The sequence below is a fragment of the uncultured Campylobacter sp. genome, from assembly GCF_937921625.1.
In the GTDB taxonomy this organism is placed as follows: Bacteria; Campylobacterota; Campylobacteria; order Campylobacterales; family Campylobacteraceae; genus Campylobacter_B.
In genome coordinates this window covers 63,344-80,162 of sequence record NZ_CAKZTI010000036.1, presented here as the reverse complement: position 1 = coordinate 80,162, position 16,819 = coordinate 63,344, and the positions used below count along the sequence as shown (strand labels likewise).

Here is a 16,819-nt window from a genome sequence, read left to right as displayed (position 1 = left end):
TTAGCTCCTATTTTAACATTTCCTCTAAGATATTTTTATTTGGGAAATTTACCAAAACGCCCATGCCTTTTTTCTGGTATACAACCATACTACCGACAGCACATGCCGAAACACCAGCCAATTTAACAGCATCTCTTATATCCTCTATTTTCCCACATCCACCATTTGCGATTATTGGTATATTTGTATTTTCGACAACTTCTTTAAGCGTTTGTATATCATATCCGCCCCAAGTGCCGTCTTTTTCAATAGATGTAACAATTATTTCTCCAACACCGGCCGCTTGTAATCGCTTAACCCATTCTAAAATATCATATTTTTGTCTTTTTGTCCCATGATGAGAATATATATGTTTTTTACCAAAAAAATCCTTGCCGACATCAACAGAACCAATAATGCTTTGTGCACCAAAGTGACTTGAAATTTTTTCTATCAAATCGAGATTTTTAAAAGCATTTGAGTTCACTACAATCTTTTCAAAGCCGATTTCAAAAATTCTCTTCGCATCGTCAAAGGATTTTATATTGCCGCCGTAACTAAGGGGCATGAAACATTCATTTGCAATATCTTGCAAAATTCTAAAATTTATATCTATATCTTCTTTTGAGGCAAAAATATCTAAGAACATCAACTCATCTACTTCTATCTCGTTAAAAATTCTAACAGTATTTACAGGATCGCCTATATAGCTATATTTTTTAAATTTGATTGTTTTTACAAGGCTTTCATTTTTTAAAAGCAGACATGGTATCACTCTTGTTTGCAGCATCTTATATCCTTGCAAAATTTTCAAATATTTTCATACCAAATTTATGACTTTTTTCTGGATGAAACTGAGCGCCATAGATGTTATCCTTTTGTATTGCGCTGTCAAAATTTATACCATAATTTGTTTTTAAAATAGAATTTCTCTCATCTTCTACTCTAACAAAATACGAATGAACAAAATAAAATCTAGCCTCTTCGTCTTCTTTTAGTCCGGCGGTTAATAAACTAGTATTTGAAATTTTGACATAGTTCCAACCCATATGCGGCACCCTTACATTGCTTTGTAGAAAATTTCTGAAACTTAATGTTTTTGCATCTATCCACCCAAGTCCTTTCAAATTCCCCTCATCGCTTGAATTTGTCAGAAGCTGCATACCAAGACAAATGCCAAGGATTGGGATTTGCTCTTTTAATGCCTTTTCGTTAAGAACTTCAATTAAATTACTATCATTGATTCTTTTCATTGCAGCGTCAAAAGAACCGACTCCCGGCAAAAGTATCTTGCTCGCCTTTGCAATTTTATCAATATCACTTTCTATAATAGCCTCTACGCCGATATATTTAAACATATTTTTAATGGAACCAAGATTGCCCATACCATAATTTACAATTGTTACCACTCTCTATCCTTTGGCATAGGGAAGCAATATTTTAAATAAAAACTCATAGGAACTAAATTTGCATTTGCAAGAATTTTAAAAAGCGGCCTTAATCTCTCAAAAGTCTTTTTATACGTTGGGTAATCATACCATATTTTTGGCTTTCTATTCATCACTTCTTCATATTGCTTATCGGTTAAATCTAATCTTTTTTTAAAATACTCGACCAGGTCTTTTTCTACATAGGGCTCGCTATTATATTCCGCCAGCGCGTCATCTCTACTCATTTTTCCATTTCTGACCTTTGCCGAAAGGGTATTATTTCGCATATCTGTACCAAATTTTTGCGGTAAATAGACGCTGTGAAAAAATGAAGTCATTCTATTTTCTAAATGATGTCCGCCATAATATCTCCAATCATACTCTTTTTCTAAAAATTTCATAGCATCTTCTTTGTTATAGCTAATATACCAAAAAGGTCTTATCTTTTTAATCCTAACAACGGCGGTCCAAAACAAAAATCTAGCTAGTGTCATCAAAGGATAGGTCCTCATGGGCATTTTGCCAAACATTTTATGTATTGATTCGATATATTTTCCATCAAAATAGTTTCTACCAACAGGGGTTATTCCCTCTTCTATAAACGAATGGCCCTCCAAAACATATTTTATATTATACTTCCAAGCCGCTCTATACATAATCTCAGCCAATGCCAAATCGGTTGATGCCTCAATTTCAGCGACATCAGCCAAAAAAAAGGATCTAAAAATATCGTCAACTTCTTTATTATCTACTACATAAGTGTATAAATCTATATCAAGCCCAGTTAGGACCTTTCTAATATTTTGCGTTGCTATGGCGCTATTCCACGTGTTATCATAATGAACCGCCAATGGTCTAAGCCCCATTTTTTTTGCCAGATATAGCATATAGGATGAATCCGTTCCGCCGCTAACGCCTATAACACAATCATACTTTTTCCCAATACCGTCCTTTTTAATTTGTTCTACTATCTTTTTAAATTCTTCTTCGCCCTCTTTTGTACCAGTTTTGTAATCACTTTTTATCTTATCCAGTTGATGGCAATAGTTACAGACACCATTTTCATCAAATGTGATATACGGAACTCTACTATCATAAATACATCTAGTGCAAATTTTTAAATTATCATTATTCATCTTTTTTTTGCTTTCTATATTATCTTTATTATATCATACTATTTTGGCCGGTGTTCCAAATGCCTTACTATTGGCCGGAATATCTCTATTAACGAAACTATTGGCTCCTATAATAGTTCCTTTGCCTATTGTAACACCCTTTTGTATTATAACATTAGGTCCTATATAACAATTATCTTCTATCTTGGTTGGCTCATATTCGTAATTGGCTCTACCACCACTTATGGACCACCCTACACTATCATGAGAATAAATTTGCACACCAGCCGAAATAGAACAATTTGAACCAATTTCTAGTCCTCCGCTACCATCTAATATCACATTTGGTCCTATCCAAGTATTGCATCCTACATTTACATCCCCCAAAACCAATACATTATCATAAACACTGCTGCCTTCTCCAAATCCAAGTGTTTTCGCCTTTTCCCACCTATCAACGAAACAATCCGCAAAGGATAAGCCTCTATTAAATTTGTTTTTTTTACTTAGAAACAAAGCATTATATATCCTAATCAGAAAAATCAATGCTTTTTGTTCCCAAGCACCGCCACCCCAGTCTTTTAATTCCTGCAAAATATTTGAATTTATGTCTTTTTTCATTTATAAATCATATCTCCTAGATGCAAATTTGCTACTTATACTAATATAATGTTTAATATTCAAAAATCTTACTATCTCCATAACGCAACCAAAAGTCTACTTAAAAAATTTATTCCCTAGCACACGGACTATATTTATACCAAAAAATACTCATGAAAACTCTTTTATTTTATCACAAACAAATAAAACATCTAAATCATTATAGCAAGGCAATGTAATTGTTTGCTCTTGCAAGTAAAGTGCGTTTTTTTGAACTGCGTTATATTTTTTAGAATAATATGATGTACCGCTAAGACAATATGTCCCTATTGTGCTTTCAATGCCTATATTTTTTAAATATGCGATTAATTTATCTCTTATAATATTTTTTGGAACTTTAAAGACGAGCGATTGAACATTATGTATTGCGCCTTCTGAAACCTTTTGAATTTCAAATCCATAAAGCTCTAATTGTTTTGCAAATTGCTTCCTCATCTTATTTCTTAATGCCACTATGTCATCTATTTTCTTGATTTGGACGATACCCATTGCGGCTTGTAGCTCTGACATTCTATAATTATATCCATAATCAATAAAGTTAAATTTATTATTCTCAAATTTAGAGCCATGATTTAATTTAACATCAAAAAAATCTACCATTTTAGAATCGTTAAATGTTATTGCCCCGCCCTCTCCGGTAGTAAGTAGCTTTCTAGGGTGAAAACTAAAACAAGTAATATCCGCTATATTGCCACATTTTACACCAAATTCGCTACTACCGATAGCGCATGCGGCATCTTCTATTAGCGGGATACCTTTTTCTTTGCATATCTCACTTATTTTATGAATACCGGATGGATTGCCTAATGCATCTACAAAAATAACTGCTTTTGTCTTTTTTGAAATTTTACTTGCTAATGACTCCGGCAGCATATTAAACGTATCAAAATCTACATCGGCAAAAATCGGTATGGCTCCTAAATCCTCCACCACATTAGCAGTAGCGGGAAAAGAAAAATCTGAGACTATAACTTCATCTCCACTCCCAACCCCAACAGCTTTTAATGAAATAGACAGAGCGGTAGTAGCAGAAGTTGTAAGATATGCATATTTTGCACCCGTGTAAGAAGCGATTTCATTTCTAAATTTTTCTACAAATACGCCTTTTGTAAAATATCCGCTATCAAATATCTTTTTGAAATCGCTCTCTACTTCATCAAATGAAATATATGGTTTTATTAACTTTATCATTTTATATTCTCCTTATACCAGTTTATCGTCTGTCTTAGTCCGTCATCAAATGTCGTATTCTTTGTATCGCCAATCAAGGATATAAGCTTAGAATTACTCGCATTATGGCATTTAACATCGGACGCCCTGGCCTCTTTCGATATTATATCGCCTTTATAATCCATGATGTTAGCTATTTTGTGGATTACATCCGATATAGATGTTTGATTTTTAGATGAGATATTAACGCTATCACCAGCCTCCATTATAGAATATAGCTTCATAATGGAATCAATAGTATCATAAACGTAAATAAAATCTCTACTTTGCTTTCCATCTCCATGTATCTCAGGCGGGATTCCATTTAAAATTTTATAAACGGTTATCGGAATAACGCCAGATAAATAGCCTTTGTAATTTTGTCTTGGCCCATAATTATTAAAAGGTCTTACTATAAAAGCGTCTAAATTAAACATCTTTACCCACGAAGTAAGCGCAAGATCAGCAGCAGCCTTACCTGCCGCATAAGCAGTAGTGGGAAAAATAGGGTGTTTTTCATCCATAGGCTCATAAACAGCACTGCCATAAACTTCTGATGTAGAAAAATGAACTAATGTTTTAAAAAAACCTTTTTTTTGAAATTCAAGCAAATTTAAAACACCGTTTACATTTGTATCAAAGGCATTTTTTGGATTTACAAAAGAGTAATTAAGTGCTTTTGTTGCTAGATTAAAGACTATATCAATATTATGATTTGTAAAAATATACTCCAAGCTAGAGCATATCTCTATATCGTCTTTATACAAAATAACACCTTTGCTTATGGCATTTTGCAAATTTGATTCGCTACCGGCAAACATATTATCCATCGCTACAATACTTTTTGCACCCTCAGATAATAACCTATCTACCAGGTGACTGCCTATAAACCCGGCTCCGCCGGTTACGAGTATATTGCTATTATTTATTTTTGGTCTCACTTTACTGCCTCCATAATTTCTTTTTGAATAACACTAGCAACCTCAATAGCCGCCAACCCACTACACTCATTAGCCACCACAACATCATCGCCGTTGCACAGCTTTGCAAAATCTATAAGTTCAAGCAACAATGCCTCTTGCGGTCTTACATCAACTATCTCGATTTTTGATGATATGGATACATTGTCTATGTATTGCTCGATAGTTTGTTTGTTGACAAATATTTCTTTGCTTAGAAGATTGCAGTCAATATATTTATCATCGCAAGTTACGCAAATATTTCTTGTTCTTTTTTCTGTAATTCTACTTGCTAAAATATTAGAAAAAGAGCCATTTTTATGTGTTATTATAGCTCTTGCATACTCTATCATTTGATTTTTTATGTAGCCGTGTGCGTAAATTTTATCCACTTCGCCATTAAATTTTAATGCCAAATCAATATCATGAATCATTAAATCCATAATCACATCAACATCGGTTATTCTACTACTAACTTTATTTGTCCTAGAAAAATCAATAGCGATAGTATTTTTGCTATTGCTTATTACATTTTGTAATGCAACGACAGCAGGATTATACCTTTCTATAAAACCGACCTGAATTTTTAGATTTAGCTCTTTTGCCAATTTTGCCACCTCTTTACTTGTTTCAAGGGTAGATGTCAATGGCTTTTCTACAAAAATATTTTTAACATACTTCGAGACCAATTTTATATAATCAAAGTGCGTAAAAGTAGGCGTTACTATTATTACGCCATCAACCCCTTTTAAATCTCTCTCTAAATTATCTGAAACCGGGACATTATAAATTTTTGAAATTTTATCACAAGCTTGTTTGTCTAAATCATATATAAAGGCAATTTCAACTTGTTTTAACATTGATAAATTTCTAAGATGGTTTTGCCCCATCACCCCGATTCCTAGTAGGCCTATTTTTGCAGTTTTATTTTTCATCTGGATTGCCTTGTATTTTATTGCCCATTTTATCTATATAGCTAAAATGTTTTGCAGGATTTCCCATAACTAGGCTATATGGTTCAACATTCTTTGTTACTACGCTACCGGCGGCAACCATACAATATTCACCCAAAACTACGCCACAAACTATTGTTGAATTTGCACCTATACTAGCACCATTTTTTATAATAGTTTTAGTAATTTGCCAATTTGTATTAAATGCTCTTGGGATTTTATCGTTTGTAAAACTAACGTTCGGTCCTACAAATACATCATTTTCAATCACAACACCATGGTATATAGAAACACCGTTTTGTATTTTGCAATTATCACCAATTTTTACACCGATATCAACATATGTATCTTTTGATATAATGCAATTTTTACCTATTTCGCTATCTTCTCTAACCTGTGAATTTATCCAAATTTTAGTTCCGTCTCCTATCTTTGCTTGCGGTGAAACATGGGCATTTGGATGTATAAAATATGAATTATCCATTGTTTATAACCTTTATAATTAAATCTTGTTCATCTTTTGTAACAAAAGCTGACATAGGTATAGCCATAATATCATTTGATACCTCTTCTGCAATTGGAAAATCGCCTTTTTTGTATCCCAAATAATAAAAAACCTCCTGCAAATGTAGAGGTATTGGATAATAAACGCCGGTAGGAATTCCATTATCATTGCATCTTTTTATCACATCGTCCCTATCTTTTACTCTTATGCAGTATTGCGCCCAAACAGATAGATTATGGTCCTCCACAAATGGGACAGTAACTCCTTTAAGATTATCTTTATAAGTATTTGCGATTTTTTGTCTGATAGCGATTTCATCTTCAAAATACTTTAATTTTACATTTAAGACCGCTGCTTGAATTGTATCTAAACGTCCATTTATTCCTATACAACTATGAACATACTTTTTAGTTTGTCCGTGATTTAGGATAATACGAATTTGTCTCGCCAAATCATCATTGTTAGTAAAAACTGCCCCGCCATCGCCATAGCAGCCAAGTGGTTTCGCCGGGAAAAATGATGTTGTAGCTATTTCGGAGAGACTACAAGATCTTTTATTTTTGTATAAAGCACCGAAGCTTTGTGCCGCATCTTCTATCACTTTTAAATGATGTTTCTTTGCAATATCATTTATTTTATCCATATCTGGTACTTGACCAAAAATAGAAACCGGCATTATAGCTTTTGTCCTTGGCGTTATAGCTGCTTCTATTTTTGAAGGATCTATATTATATGTTTTTTCATCAATATCAACAAAAATGGGCTTTGCCCCTACAAAAGCTATCATTTCAGCAGTCGCGATAAAAGTAAATGGACTTGTTATTACCTCATCCCCATTCTTAATGTCTAATGCCATCAAAGAAAGCAATAATGCATCCGTACCATTTCCACATGCAATAGCGTGTTTAACGCCTACAAAACTAGCCAATTTGTTTTCTAGCAGAGCTACTTTGTCGCCCATTATATATGTGGATGTTTCCAAAACATCGCGTATCTCATTGTCTATCTCGGCCTTATATTGCTGATATTGAGCTTGCAAATTTATAAAATTTACTTCCATTTTCCTATCTCCTTAATTTGAAATTATTTCTTGTCCAAAAATATGGTATATAATAATACTTTTGACCTATAACACAGTATAGCATAAAATAAATAAAACTACTTATTGCGGTTGCATAAGCCGAGCCCATTAGCTCATATTTTTTTATTAATACCAAATTTAAAAGTATGTTTAAGACCAACGAACAAATATTTATATATAAGACATATGACGTCTTTTTTGCTATAAATACTCCGGGCGCAAAATTTATAATGCCTATAAACAAAATAGATATTGATAACCATGGAATGATGGTTGCAGCTTTTATATAAAATTCATTTGCGACCAAACGCACTATGTGCTCCGAAAAACAAAATAAAAAACAAATTAATAAAATAGATAAAATTATAAAATAATTAAAAATTTTTGCTATTGAAGCCGGCGTATTCTTATCTCGATAATGTGTATATATTAATGGCGTCAATGCTGTTTGTATACCGGAGGTTAGCAAAGTAATTACCGATGCAAATCTAAAAGCAATACCATATATACCAACATCTTCTACTGATAAAAAATATTTAATTATAAACCTGTCGGCATATACCATAGCATAGGCCATGATAACAGAAAATACCAATGGTAAAGAGAAACTAATCATTTTTTTCAAACAGCTTAAATTAAAAATAAAAGCATAATATTCTTTTGAATACATATATGACAATATAGCACATACTATAGATGCAATGATCTGTGCTATAAATACGGACATAATACCATACCCATAAAGTAGCATAAAGTATGTAATTATTGCAACAATCAGGCTATATATAAAGCTGACTAATAAATTTTGTTTAGATTTTAATTGCCATTTTAACTGACTACTACAATAGTAGTAAATAAAATTGAATCCAAATGATAAAAAAGCTATAAATACGATCTCCTTATATTTTGTACTATCAAAAAGAAAAACAGATATCCTTGAATAGAAAGGAGTGGTACAAATAATAAAAAAAACGTATAAAAATACTATACTCCAAAAAGCAGTTGAAACTATTGTTATTTTATCATTATTATTGGATTCTGGGAAAAATCTAGATACCGCTTGATGAATTTCAAGCCCAATAACTACAGATATTATACTCCCGGTAACAACCAACAAATCAACAACTCCGTATTCTTTTGTGGAGAGAAAAGTGGTATATACAGGAATCATTATAAAGCCTATTGCTTTTGTTAAAATATTAGCAACTGTATATATAAAACTATCTGAAAGTATCTTTTTTATCATTGATATACTTTAAATTTTATCAAATACAAAATGTCACTTCCGTCGTCTGCACCATATCCCAAAGCTCTATCGGCCAGCCTTTTTTGTTTCCTTTTAGAGTCCCAAATAGTGCCTCGAGCTCTTCGAGCTGCCCCTTTTGGCTTACGTTTGTTGAAATTTCTTTCACCCCCGCTCCGTATCCTTTAAGGCTTTTGTAATCGTCCAAAATAATGCTCTTGCCGTCAAAGTGGATCTCCATAAATTCCTTGCCCAGCTCCTTGCTACCGTTTGCAAAATACTCGATGTTTGCCACCGAGCCGTCTTTGTATTTTAAGACGATGGATTTGTTATCCTCGGCGCTATATTTTTCATTACTCGGCGTGATGGCCTGCGAAAATACGCTCTGTATCTCGCTTCCCGTTAGTGCCGTCATCAGATCTATTATGTGGCACGCTTCGCCTACCATTCTGCCGCCGTTTTCGTGCACCCAATGATCCATCGGTATGTAGCCAGCGTTCATCCTATATCTGATTATCATCGGATTTATTCTAGCACTCGTGTGCTTTTTTATCTCCTGCGCGTAAGCGCTAAATCGCCTATTAAATCCCACGAATAAAAGGGGCTTGTCGCCTCCCCCTTCGTAAAATTTCTTTATCTTTTCAAGCTCGTCTTTGTTTGTCGCAAGCGGCTTTTCTACAAATACGTTTTTGCCCGCTTCAAGCGCCTTTAAAGTAAGCTCCGCATGGCTATCGTGCCTTGTGGAGATGATCACCAGATCAACGTTTTTGTCATTTAAAATATCGTCTAAATTTGAAGTAGCGTAGTTCGCTCCGTATTGCTGAGCCACCGCCTTTGCCTTATGCCCACTTCGGTTCATGATCGCGTAAATTTTATATTTATCCGTAAGCTTTGAGATATTAGGCAGATGCATCCCGGTGGCAAATCCGCCGACGCCGACGAACGCGACGTTTATGACATCCCTATTTACTGGCGCGGAGCTTATGATGATTTTTTTATCGTGATTTAGATAGCTATCAATTTCGGTTAAATTTGCCTCGCCGTAGTCTAGCAAAACCATAAGCGGCTTATTCTGCGAAGTCTGTAGCGATTCAAACGCCTCCGTTACCTGCTCGATAGGGTATTTTGCGTCTATGAGCTTATCCAACTTTATCAAATTTTCATTTACCAGCCTTAGATACTCGCTCATGTTTCGATTTTCCGTCCATCTTACGTAGCTAAACGGATAATCAAGCCCCCCCTCTTCGTAGCTCTTATCGTAGCGACCGGGGCCATAGGATGTGGAGATGAGGAAATCAAGCTCCTTTTTATACATATCCTCTCTATTTATCTGCATACCGGCAACACCTACAAGCACCACTCTGCCCTTTTTCTTGCACATCTGAAAACTTTGCGATAGCGGCTCGCTACTGCTCGTAGCGGCGGTAAATAGCACTCCGTCGGCGCCGTATCCGCCGCTCCAAGACGCAACGACGTCTAGCAAATTTTCCTTTGAAGGATTGATAGTTAGCTCAGCGCCGTATTCCTTTGCTATCTGCAAGCGCCTATCGTCAAAATCGCTAACTGCGACCCTCACTCCTGAAATTTTAAGCATCTGCACTGCAAGAAGTCCCAAAATCCCCGCACCGACCACTACGCAGGTCTCACCCAGCCTTAGATCAATCCGCCTAACGCCCTGCATCGCTATGCCGCCGAGCGTCACGGTGCAAGCCCGCTCAAAGTCCATATCCTGCGGCATTTTCATAACTAAATTTTTAGGCACATCTACGTATTCTGCGTGGTTTGCAAGCCCTGCACCGGCTGCGGCGACGCGCTCTCCGATCTCAAAATTTGAAACGCCCTCTCCGACCGCTATGACGACGCCGCTAAGCGAATAGCCAGTCGGATTTCCGTTATCAAGCTTGCCTTTTACCTTCGCATAGACGCTGGCTATACCGTCGGATTTCACCATATTGATGACTTTTTTGACATTCTCAGGCTGCTCTAAGGCCCTTCTGATCAGACTCTTGCCGCTATTTGATACGCCGCTTATCTCGGTGCCCGCCGATATGCAGCTATTTACTACTTTTATAAGAACGCATCCCTTTGAAACGCTTGGAGCGGGGATCTGTTCTGCTAAAACTTTACCTTTTTTAACTATTGCTTGTATCATTGACTATAACCTTAAAAAATATTAAATATTAGTATTTCGCACACCGCAAAAATCCAAAACTTCTTTTTCTATTTTCAGCCCTTTAAATTCCTTATGTCCGACCAAAAATACGACAATGTCCGAAATTTCAACAGCCTTTTTATAGTCCGCTATCTCAAAATCCTTGTGAGCCTTGATATTGGGCTCTACGGCGATCACATCGACGCCGTCTGCGATCAGGCGTCTGGTTATATTTAGCGCAGGCGACTCCCGCAAATCGTCGATGTCGGGCTTAAAAGCAAGCCCCATACACGCGACTTTGGGCTTTTTGCCGTTTTGCAGCTCAAATTTTAAAGCCGCGTTTTTGATCTTTTCTATACACCACTCAGCTTTGTGATCATTGACCTCTCTTGCGGATTTGATCAGCCTCGCTTCGTAGCCGCCCGCATGGACGATAAACCACGGATCGACCGCTATGCAGTGCCCGCCTACGCCACAGCCCGGGTTTAAAATATTAACTCGCGGATGGCGATTTGCTAGCGAGATAAGCTCCCAAACATTGATGCCGAATTTATCGCACAAAATACTAAGTTCGTTTGCAAAGGCTATGTTTACGTCGCGGAAAGAATTCTCTGTAAGCTTTGACATCTCTGCAGTCTTAGAATCCGTCTGCAAAACGTTACCACTAACGAATTCTCCATAAAATTCCGCTATCTTTTTAGTAGCAATTTCTGTAGTTCCACCCACGATTCTATCGTTTTGCGTAAGCTCTTTTAAAATTTTACCCGGCAAAACTCTCTCCGGGCAATGAGCGATATAAATTTTAAAAATATCAACACCGCCATTTTTTAAAATTTCACCTATCTTTTCGGTAGTACCTACCGGTGAAGTGGATTCTAAAACGACCATATTATCGTCTTTTACGTATGGTATTATAGATTTTGCCGCACTTATGACATAATCGATATTTGGCACGTATCCGTCTCGAAACGGCGTCGGAACAGCTATGATAAAAACGTCTGCGAAATCAGGCTTAACGTCTGCTTTTAAATTTCCGCTCTGCACTGCTTTTTTAACAAATACGTCAAGTTCCGGCTCGACGATATGAATTTTACCCTCATTGATCGTATCCACAACGCTCTGCACCACGTCAACGCCGTGGATTTTATAGCCCCTATTTGCCAAAAGTGCTGCTGTCGGCAACCCTATATACCCAAGACCTAAGATGCAAACTTTTTTCATAATATTCCTTTTAAAAATTCCAGTATTTTTTTACAAGCTTTACCGTCGCCATACGGACTTGTATTTTTACTCATTTTATCATATTCATCTTTTAAATTTAATAATTTTTGCACCTCTTTTATGATATTTTCGCGCTTGGTGCCGATAAGTTTAACGCATCCCGCCCTTATCCCTTCAGGTCTTTCGGTAGTTTCTCTGATAACTAAAACGGGCTTGCAAAGGCTCGGCGCCTCCTCTTGGATGCCGCCGCTATCTGTTACTATCATATATGACTTGCTCATAAGATAGACGAAACTATCATACTCTAGCGGATCGATTAAAAATATATTCGAAATGCCCGATAAAATTTCTCCTACAGGCTTTCTTACATTTGGATTTAAATGCACGGGGTAAACGATGTCGATATTTTCGTTTTTTAGCGCTATTTCACGTAAAGCCTCACAAATATTAACAAAGCCTTCTCCGAAATTCTCTCGTCTGTGTCCTGTAACGAGAATAAATTTTCTATCACTAAGCTTATATTTGGAATTTATAAAGGATAAAATTTTATTTTTTAGCAGCTCGTTGTTTTCGATTTTGTCTATCGTCCACAAAAGCGCGTCTATAACGGTGTTGCCGCTAACGACTATATTTTTTGAATCTTTGCCTTCTTTTAATAGATTATCTCTTGCGTCGGCAGTCGGCGCGAAGTGATATTTAGCTATGAGCCCCGTCATCTGCCTATTTATCTCTTCAGGAAACGGCGAATAGATATTATGCGTCCTAAGTCCAGCTTCTACGTGAGCAACATCTATTTTTTGATAATACGCCGCCAAAGAAACAGCATAAGTAGTAGTCGTATCTCCATGCACAAACACGATATCCGGGGTATATTCACTAAATACATCGCGCATACCAAGTAAAACACCAGACGTAATATCGTACAGATCCTGCCCTTGCTTCATTAAATTTAGATCAAAATCAGGCTTTATCTCAAAGAATTCCAAAACCTGATCGAGCATCTGTCTGTGCTGCGCCGTGACGCAAACCTTCACTTCAAATTCCGCGCGCTTTTGAAATTCCTTTATCAACAGAGCCATCTTAATGGCCTCTGGGCGCGTTCCAAATACTATTAAAATTTTCCTTTTCGTCATAAACTCCCCTAAATATCGGTTTTTTAACCAAATTTATCGCCGTAATTTTAATTAAATTTTGCTATATCGGCGCTTAACCAAATAAAATGACACCATTTACATTGCATATAGCTTTAAAATTTAGATCTAATTTATATTTTAGCTTTTAGTAGATACAAATCCTCTAACAGTTTTTATAATATACCCTATCTTCTCATCACTCATACCGGGATATACGCCTACCCAGAAACTATCGTTCATTATCTTATCGGTATTTTTTAGCTCGCCTGAAATTTTATAATCTACTCCGAGTTTAAGCTCTGCAAATAACGGATGCTTGATCATATTGCCCGCAAATAAATTTCTTGTTTGCACGCCCGCCTTCTCTAGATGCTCGCTCAGTTCGTTTCTACTAAATTTTGCCCCGTCTGCAACCGTCATCATAAAGCCGAACCAGCTAGGCTCGGAATGTGGCTGAGCTTTAACTAAGATAAGCTCTTTTATATCTTTCAGCCCGTCATAAAGCTTTTTAAAATTTTGCCTACGATGCTGCACGAAACTAGGAAATTTCTCTATCTGAGCGCAACCCACGGCAGCTTGCATATCGGAGGCTTTTAAATTAAATCCGAAGTGCGAATAAACGTATTTATGATCGTATCCAAGCGGTAGCTCACCAAATTTCTGCGAAAAGCGCCTGCCACAGGTATTATCTACGCCGCTCTCACACCAGCAATCGCGTCCCCAATCACGCATACTTAGCATAATTTTTTTAAGCAGCAGATTGTTTGTGTATGTAGCGCCGCCCTCGCCCATAGTCATATGATGGGGTGGATAGAAGCTACTTGTGCCTATATCTCCCCATGTGCCGGTCGGCTTACCGTCATACAGAGAACCCAGCGCGTCGCAGTTATCCTCGATAAGCCACAAATCGTGTTTATCGCAAAATTCCTTCACGGCTTTTATATTAAAAGGATTTCCCAGGGTGTGAGCTACCATGACGGCTTTTGTTTTTTGACTAAGCGCAAGCTCAAGTTTCGTATGGTCTATGTTAAAATACTCAAGCTCCATATCGACAAAAACGGGAACGGCACCGTATTGTACGATAGGCGCAACCGTCGTAGGAAAGCCTGCTGCTACTGTTATAACTTCATCGCCCTTCTTTATGCGGCGCTCTTTTAGAAGCGACGAGGTAAGCGCAAAGAATGCAAGCAAATTCGCACTGCTTCCGCTATTTACTAAAAACGCCCATTTTACGCCAAGCATTTTGGCAAATTCCTTTTCAAATTTTTTAGAATATGTGCCGTATGTGAGCCAGAAATCAAGCGAACTATCTACCAAATTTACCATTTCGTGCTCGTCAAAGACTCTACCTGCGTAATTCACACGGCTTTTGCCGGGTTCAAATTTAGCTCTCTGCGCCGGCTCATGAACCAGCCTATAATACTCTTTCGTTTTTTCTAAAATTTCTTGTTTTAATTCTTGCGGGGTCATTTTTTGCCTTTCCAAATTTCATTGATTTTTCCCAAATATGGATCTTTTTTTATAGTATCTAAGTCTAAGCTAGCAAAATTTTGTTTAAAATATTTATGAATTTTACCGATCGCTTCCGAATGCGGCGTAAGCTTGAATTTATCTTTCATTTCGGATTTTAATAGGCTATTGTCGGAAGTGTATTCGTTATTTAGCCCTTCATTTAGCACGCTTATCTCGGATTTAAAATCGCTCGCCTCATTTACCAGCGCAGCCAGGCTAAGCAGATCGATTTTTGTTCCGCTACTTGCGTTGTAAATTTTATGCCGTACGTCATTTTCTATATAAAATTCCACTACGTTTAGCAGATCCTCAACATACATATAATCAAAAAATACGTTTTGATTGATCGTGATGGGTAGGTGCAGTAGGTTTTTTACTACGGCATTTGTAATAAATTTATAGCGGTAATTCTCCATTTCGCCGTAAATTCCAAATAAACGAAGCTGGATAATGTTATCCGCGCAATCCTCAATGTAATGCGACGTGATAGCTTTGTAAAAACCGTATTCATCAAGCGGAAGCGCCTCTTTATAATCATCCTCGCGAGCATTTATTATCGGCTTGTGTTTACCGTACTCTGCACCGCTTCCAAACGATATAATCTTTGCGACCTTGTTTTTTTGCTTGGCGATATTGAAAAAGATTCGTAAATTATACTCGGTCACATTTGTCATATCCAGCGTATCACGACCGCCGCCACGATTGGCTAGATGAACGATAGTATCGATTTTATGCGCACGGACAAAATCGTCAACTGCGATTTCGTCAGTCAAATTTAGCTCGCTACTTTTTGGAGCGAAAACATTAAAATTACCATTTAGCGCAAGATGCTTTTTTAGATGCGATCCAATAAAACCGCCACCGCCCGTGATGAAAAGATTCATCTGTTACTTAGCCTTTTTTCAAGCATTTCGATTCTTTTCTCGTCCTCGGACTTGATTCTGTGATAATACCTACGCTTGCTCTTAAGCCAAGCTAATTCAAATTCAACGCCAGCTAAAATTCCGGCTTCCATATTGTTTACAGCATCTTTGCAATATACGATCTTTCGCGTTTCGTATTTATCAAGTAGTCCTTTAGAAATGAGATAGTTAATAAAATCGCATGACTTCGCGGATATGGCTCCGCCTAGACCGCATTTTAGTCCTTTGGCCCTTGCTTTAGTGTAAATATCTTCGCAATATTTTAACATCTCATCGCTATCTGCGAAATCCCTATTTTTGCCCATCGAAGCAGTAAAATCAACCCTGCCTATCGTTATGCCGGTTAATGTATTGATATTTTCTAAAGATAAAATATCGTCTAAATTCTCATAGCATGTTATGGTTTCTACATTAATCGCGAATTCTATATCATTACGGTTATCTTCTGCTACAAAGGTATTTATAGCGGCCACGAACTTACTAACGGCAAATTTTGTCTCCGCCATCGGGGCTACGATCCCTTTTACGCCAAGCGTGATAGCATTATACATATCGGTAACAGCTTCTACGCCACCAATCTTCATAATAATAGGCAGATCAATTTTAGAAGTAATATCCTTTAGTCTACAAAGCTCTTCTTGCCTGCTACCTTCATTCTCATACTCTGCTTTGATCTCAAAAACACCGTATTCGTCTTTAAGTCTTTTAAGAATATCGATCATCTCGTATTCTAAAACATTCATT

General features: G+C 36.8%; 16 protein-coding genes. All 16 read right to left on the bottom strand.

Going from position 1 to position 16,819, the window contains the following annotated elements; genetic code table 11:
* Window positions 1-7: 7 nt before the first annotated feature.
* Window positions 8-769, bottom strand: coding sequence for an AglZ/HisF2 family acetamidino modification protein (locus tag Q0101_RS05835; protein ID WP_297943214.1), 762 nt, complete (start codon window positions 767-769; stop codon window positions 8-10).
* Window position 770: 1 nt separating this feature from the next.
* Window positions 771-1,388 carry an imidazole glycerol phosphate synthase subunit HisH gene (gene hisH / locus Q0101_RS05830; RefSeq protein ID WP_297943212.1) on the bottom strand — a complete coding sequence of 206 codons (618 nt, stop codon included), beginning with the start codon at window positions 1,386-1,388 and terminating at the stop codon, window positions 771-773.
* Window positions 1,382-2,545: an N-acetyl sugar amidotransferase gene (locus Q0101_RS05825; protein WP_297943210.1), complete on the bottom strand. Its 1,164-nt coding sequence runs from the start codon at window positions 2,543-2,545 to the stop codon at window positions 1,382-1,384. Before Q0101_RS05825 ends, hisH begins: the two co-directional genes overlap by 7 nt.
* Before the next feature lie 33 nt (window positions 2,546-2,578).
* Entirely contained in the window at window positions 2,579-3,145 is a 567-nt protein-coding gene (locus Q0101_RS05820; protein WP_297943208.1) for an acyltransferase, read from the bottom strand.
* Window positions 3,146-3,295: 150 nt separating this feature from the next.
* Entirely contained in the window at window positions 3,296-4,375 is a 1,080-nt protein-coding gene (locus Q0101_RS05815; protein WP_297943207.1) for a DegT/DnrJ/EryC1/StrS aminotransferase family protein, read from the bottom strand.
* The gene (locus tag Q0101_RS05810) at window positions 4,372-5,334 is read right to left on the bottom strand and encodes a GDP-mannose 4,6-dehydratase (protein WP_297943205.1); all 963 of its coding nucleotides are present in this window, start codon (window positions 5,332-5,334) and stop codon (window positions 4,372-4,374) included. The genes Q0101_RS05815 and Q0101_RS05810 overlap by 4 nt, the downstream gene beginning before the upstream one ends.
* On the bottom strand, window positions 5,331-6,287 hold the full coding sequence (locus Q0101_RS05805; protein WP_297943203.1) for a Gfo/Idh/MocA family oxidoreductase: 957 nt from the start codon (window positions 6,285-6,287) through the stop codon (window positions 5,331-5,333). Before Q0101_RS05805 ends, Q0101_RS05810 begins: the two co-directional genes overlap by 4 nt.
* Window positions 6,277-6,789, bottom strand: a complete 513-nt coding sequence (locus tag Q0101_RS05800) for an acyltransferase (protein WP_297943201.1) — start codon at window positions 6,787-6,789, stop codon at window positions 6,277-6,279. The genes Q0101_RS05805 and Q0101_RS05800 overlap by 11 nt, the downstream gene beginning before the upstream one ends.
* Complete coding sequence (locus Q0101_RS05795) at window positions 6,782-7,870, bottom strand: DegT/DnrJ/EryC1/StrS aminotransferase family protein (protein ID WP_297943199.1); 1,089 nt, start codon at window positions 7,868-7,870, stop codon at window positions 6,782-6,784. The genes Q0101_RS05800 and Q0101_RS05795 overlap by 8 nt, the downstream gene beginning before the upstream one ends.
* Window positions 7,871-7,874: 4 nt before the next feature.
* Window positions 7,875-9,137, bottom strand: a complete 1,263-nt coding sequence (locus tag Q0101_RS05790) for an oligosaccharide flippase family protein (protein WP_297943197.1) — start codon at window positions 9,135-9,137, stop codon at window positions 7,875-7,877.
* 19 nt (window positions 9,138-9,156) lie between these two features.
* On the bottom strand, window positions 9,157-11,286 hold the full coding sequence (locus Q0101_RS05785) for a bi-domain-containing oxidoreductase (protein WP_297943195.1): 2,130 nt from the start codon (window positions 11,284-11,286) through the stop codon (window positions 9,157-9,159).
* Between the two features lie 21 nt (window positions 11,287-11,307).
* Window positions 11,308-12,507, bottom strand: a complete 1,200-nt coding sequence (gene wecC, locus Q0101_RS05780; RefSeq protein ID WP_297943193.1) for a UDP-N-acetyl-D-mannosamine dehydrogenase — start codon at window positions 12,505-12,507, stop codon at window positions 11,308-11,310.
* Window positions 12,504-13,640, bottom strand: coding sequence for a non-hydrolyzing UDP-N-acetylglucosamine 2-epimerase (gene wecB / locus Q0101_RS05775; RefSeq protein ID WP_297943191.1), 1,137 nt, complete (start codon window positions 13,638-13,640; stop codon window positions 12,504-12,506). Before wecB ends, wecC begins: the two co-directional genes overlap by 4 nt.
* A gap of 138 nt (window positions 13,641-13,778) precedes the next feature.
* Window positions 13,779-15,110 carry a lipopolysaccharide biosynthesis protein RfbH gene (gene rfbH, locus Q0101_RS05770; protein ID WP_297943189.1) on the bottom strand — a complete coding sequence of 444 codons (1,332 nt, stop codon included), beginning with the start codon at window positions 15,108-15,110 and terminating at the stop codon, window positions 13,779-13,781.
* Entirely contained in the window at window positions 15,107-16,036 is a 930-nt protein-coding gene (locus tag Q0101_RS05765) for an NAD-dependent epimerase/dehydratase family protein (RefSeq protein WP_297943187.1), read from the bottom strand. Before Q0101_RS05765 ends, rfbH begins: the two co-directional genes overlap by 4 nt.
* Window positions 16,033-16,818, bottom strand: a complete 786-nt coding sequence (locus Q0101_RS05760) for an aldolase/citrate lyase family protein (protein ID WP_297943185.1) — start codon at window positions 16,816-16,818, stop codon at window positions 16,033-16,035. Before Q0101_RS05760 ends, Q0101_RS05765 begins: the two co-directional genes overlap by 4 nt.
* Between the last annotated feature and the right edge of the window lies 1 nt (window position 16,819).

Excerpts from the sequence above, each read along its gene's own strand:
- Q0101_RS05835 (WP_297943214.1), bottom strand. The coding sequence starts at position 769 with ATGCTGCAAACAAGAGTGATACCATGTCTGCTTTTAAAAAATGAAAGC.
- Q0101_RS05790 (WP_297943197.1), bottom strand. The coding sequence starts at position 9,137 with ATGATAAAAAAGATACTTTCAGATAGTTTTATATATACAGTTGCTAAT.
- Q0101_RS05765 (WP_297943187.1), bottom strand. The coding sequence starts at position 16,036 with ATGAATCTTTTCATCACGGGCGGTGGCGGTTTTATTGGATCGCATCTA.
- Q0101_RS05815 (WP_297943207.1), bottom strand. The coding sequence starts at position 4,375 with ATGATAAAGTTAATAAAACCATATATTTCATTTGATGAAGTAGAGAGC.
- Q0101_RS05760 (WP_297943185.1), bottom strand. The coding sequence starts at position 16,818 with ATGAATGTTTTAGAATACGAGATGATCGATATTCTTAAAAGACTTAAA.
- Q0101_RS05795 (WP_297943199.1), bottom strand. The coding sequence starts at position 7,870 with ATGGAAGTAAATTTTATAAATTTGCAAGCTCAATATCAGCAATATAAG.
- wecB (WP_297943191.1), bottom strand. The coding sequence starts at position 13,640 with ATGACGAAAAGGAAAATTTTAATAGTATTTGGAACGCGCCCAGAGGCC.
- rfbH (WP_297943189.1), bottom strand. The coding sequence starts at position 15,110 with ATGACCCCGCAAGAATTAAAACAAGAAATTTTAGAAAAAACGAAAGAG.
- Q0101_RS05820 (WP_297943208.1), bottom strand. The coding sequence starts at position 3,145 with ATGAAAAAAGACATAAATTCAAATATTTTGCAGGAATTAAAAGACTGG.
- Q0101_RS05805 (WP_297943203.1), bottom strand. The coding sequence starts at position 6,287 with ATGAAAAATAAAACTGCAAAAATAGGCCTACTAGGAATCGGGGTGATG.
- Q0101_RS05825 (WP_297943210.1), bottom strand. The coding sequence starts at position 2,545 with ATGAATAATGATAATTTAAAAATTTGCACTAGATGTATTTATGATAGT.
- Q0101_RS05800 (WP_297943201.1), bottom strand. The coding sequence starts at position 6,789 with ATGGATAATTCATATTTTATACATCCAAATGCCCATGTTTCACCGCAA.
- wecC (WP_297943193.1), bottom strand. The coding sequence starts at position 12,507 with ATGAAAAAAGTTTGCATCTTAGGTCTTGGGTATATAGGGTTGCCGACA.
- Q0101_RS05785 (WP_297943195.1), bottom strand. The coding sequence starts at position 11,286 with ATGATACAAGCAATAGTTAAAAAAGGTAAAGTTTTAGCAGAACAGATC.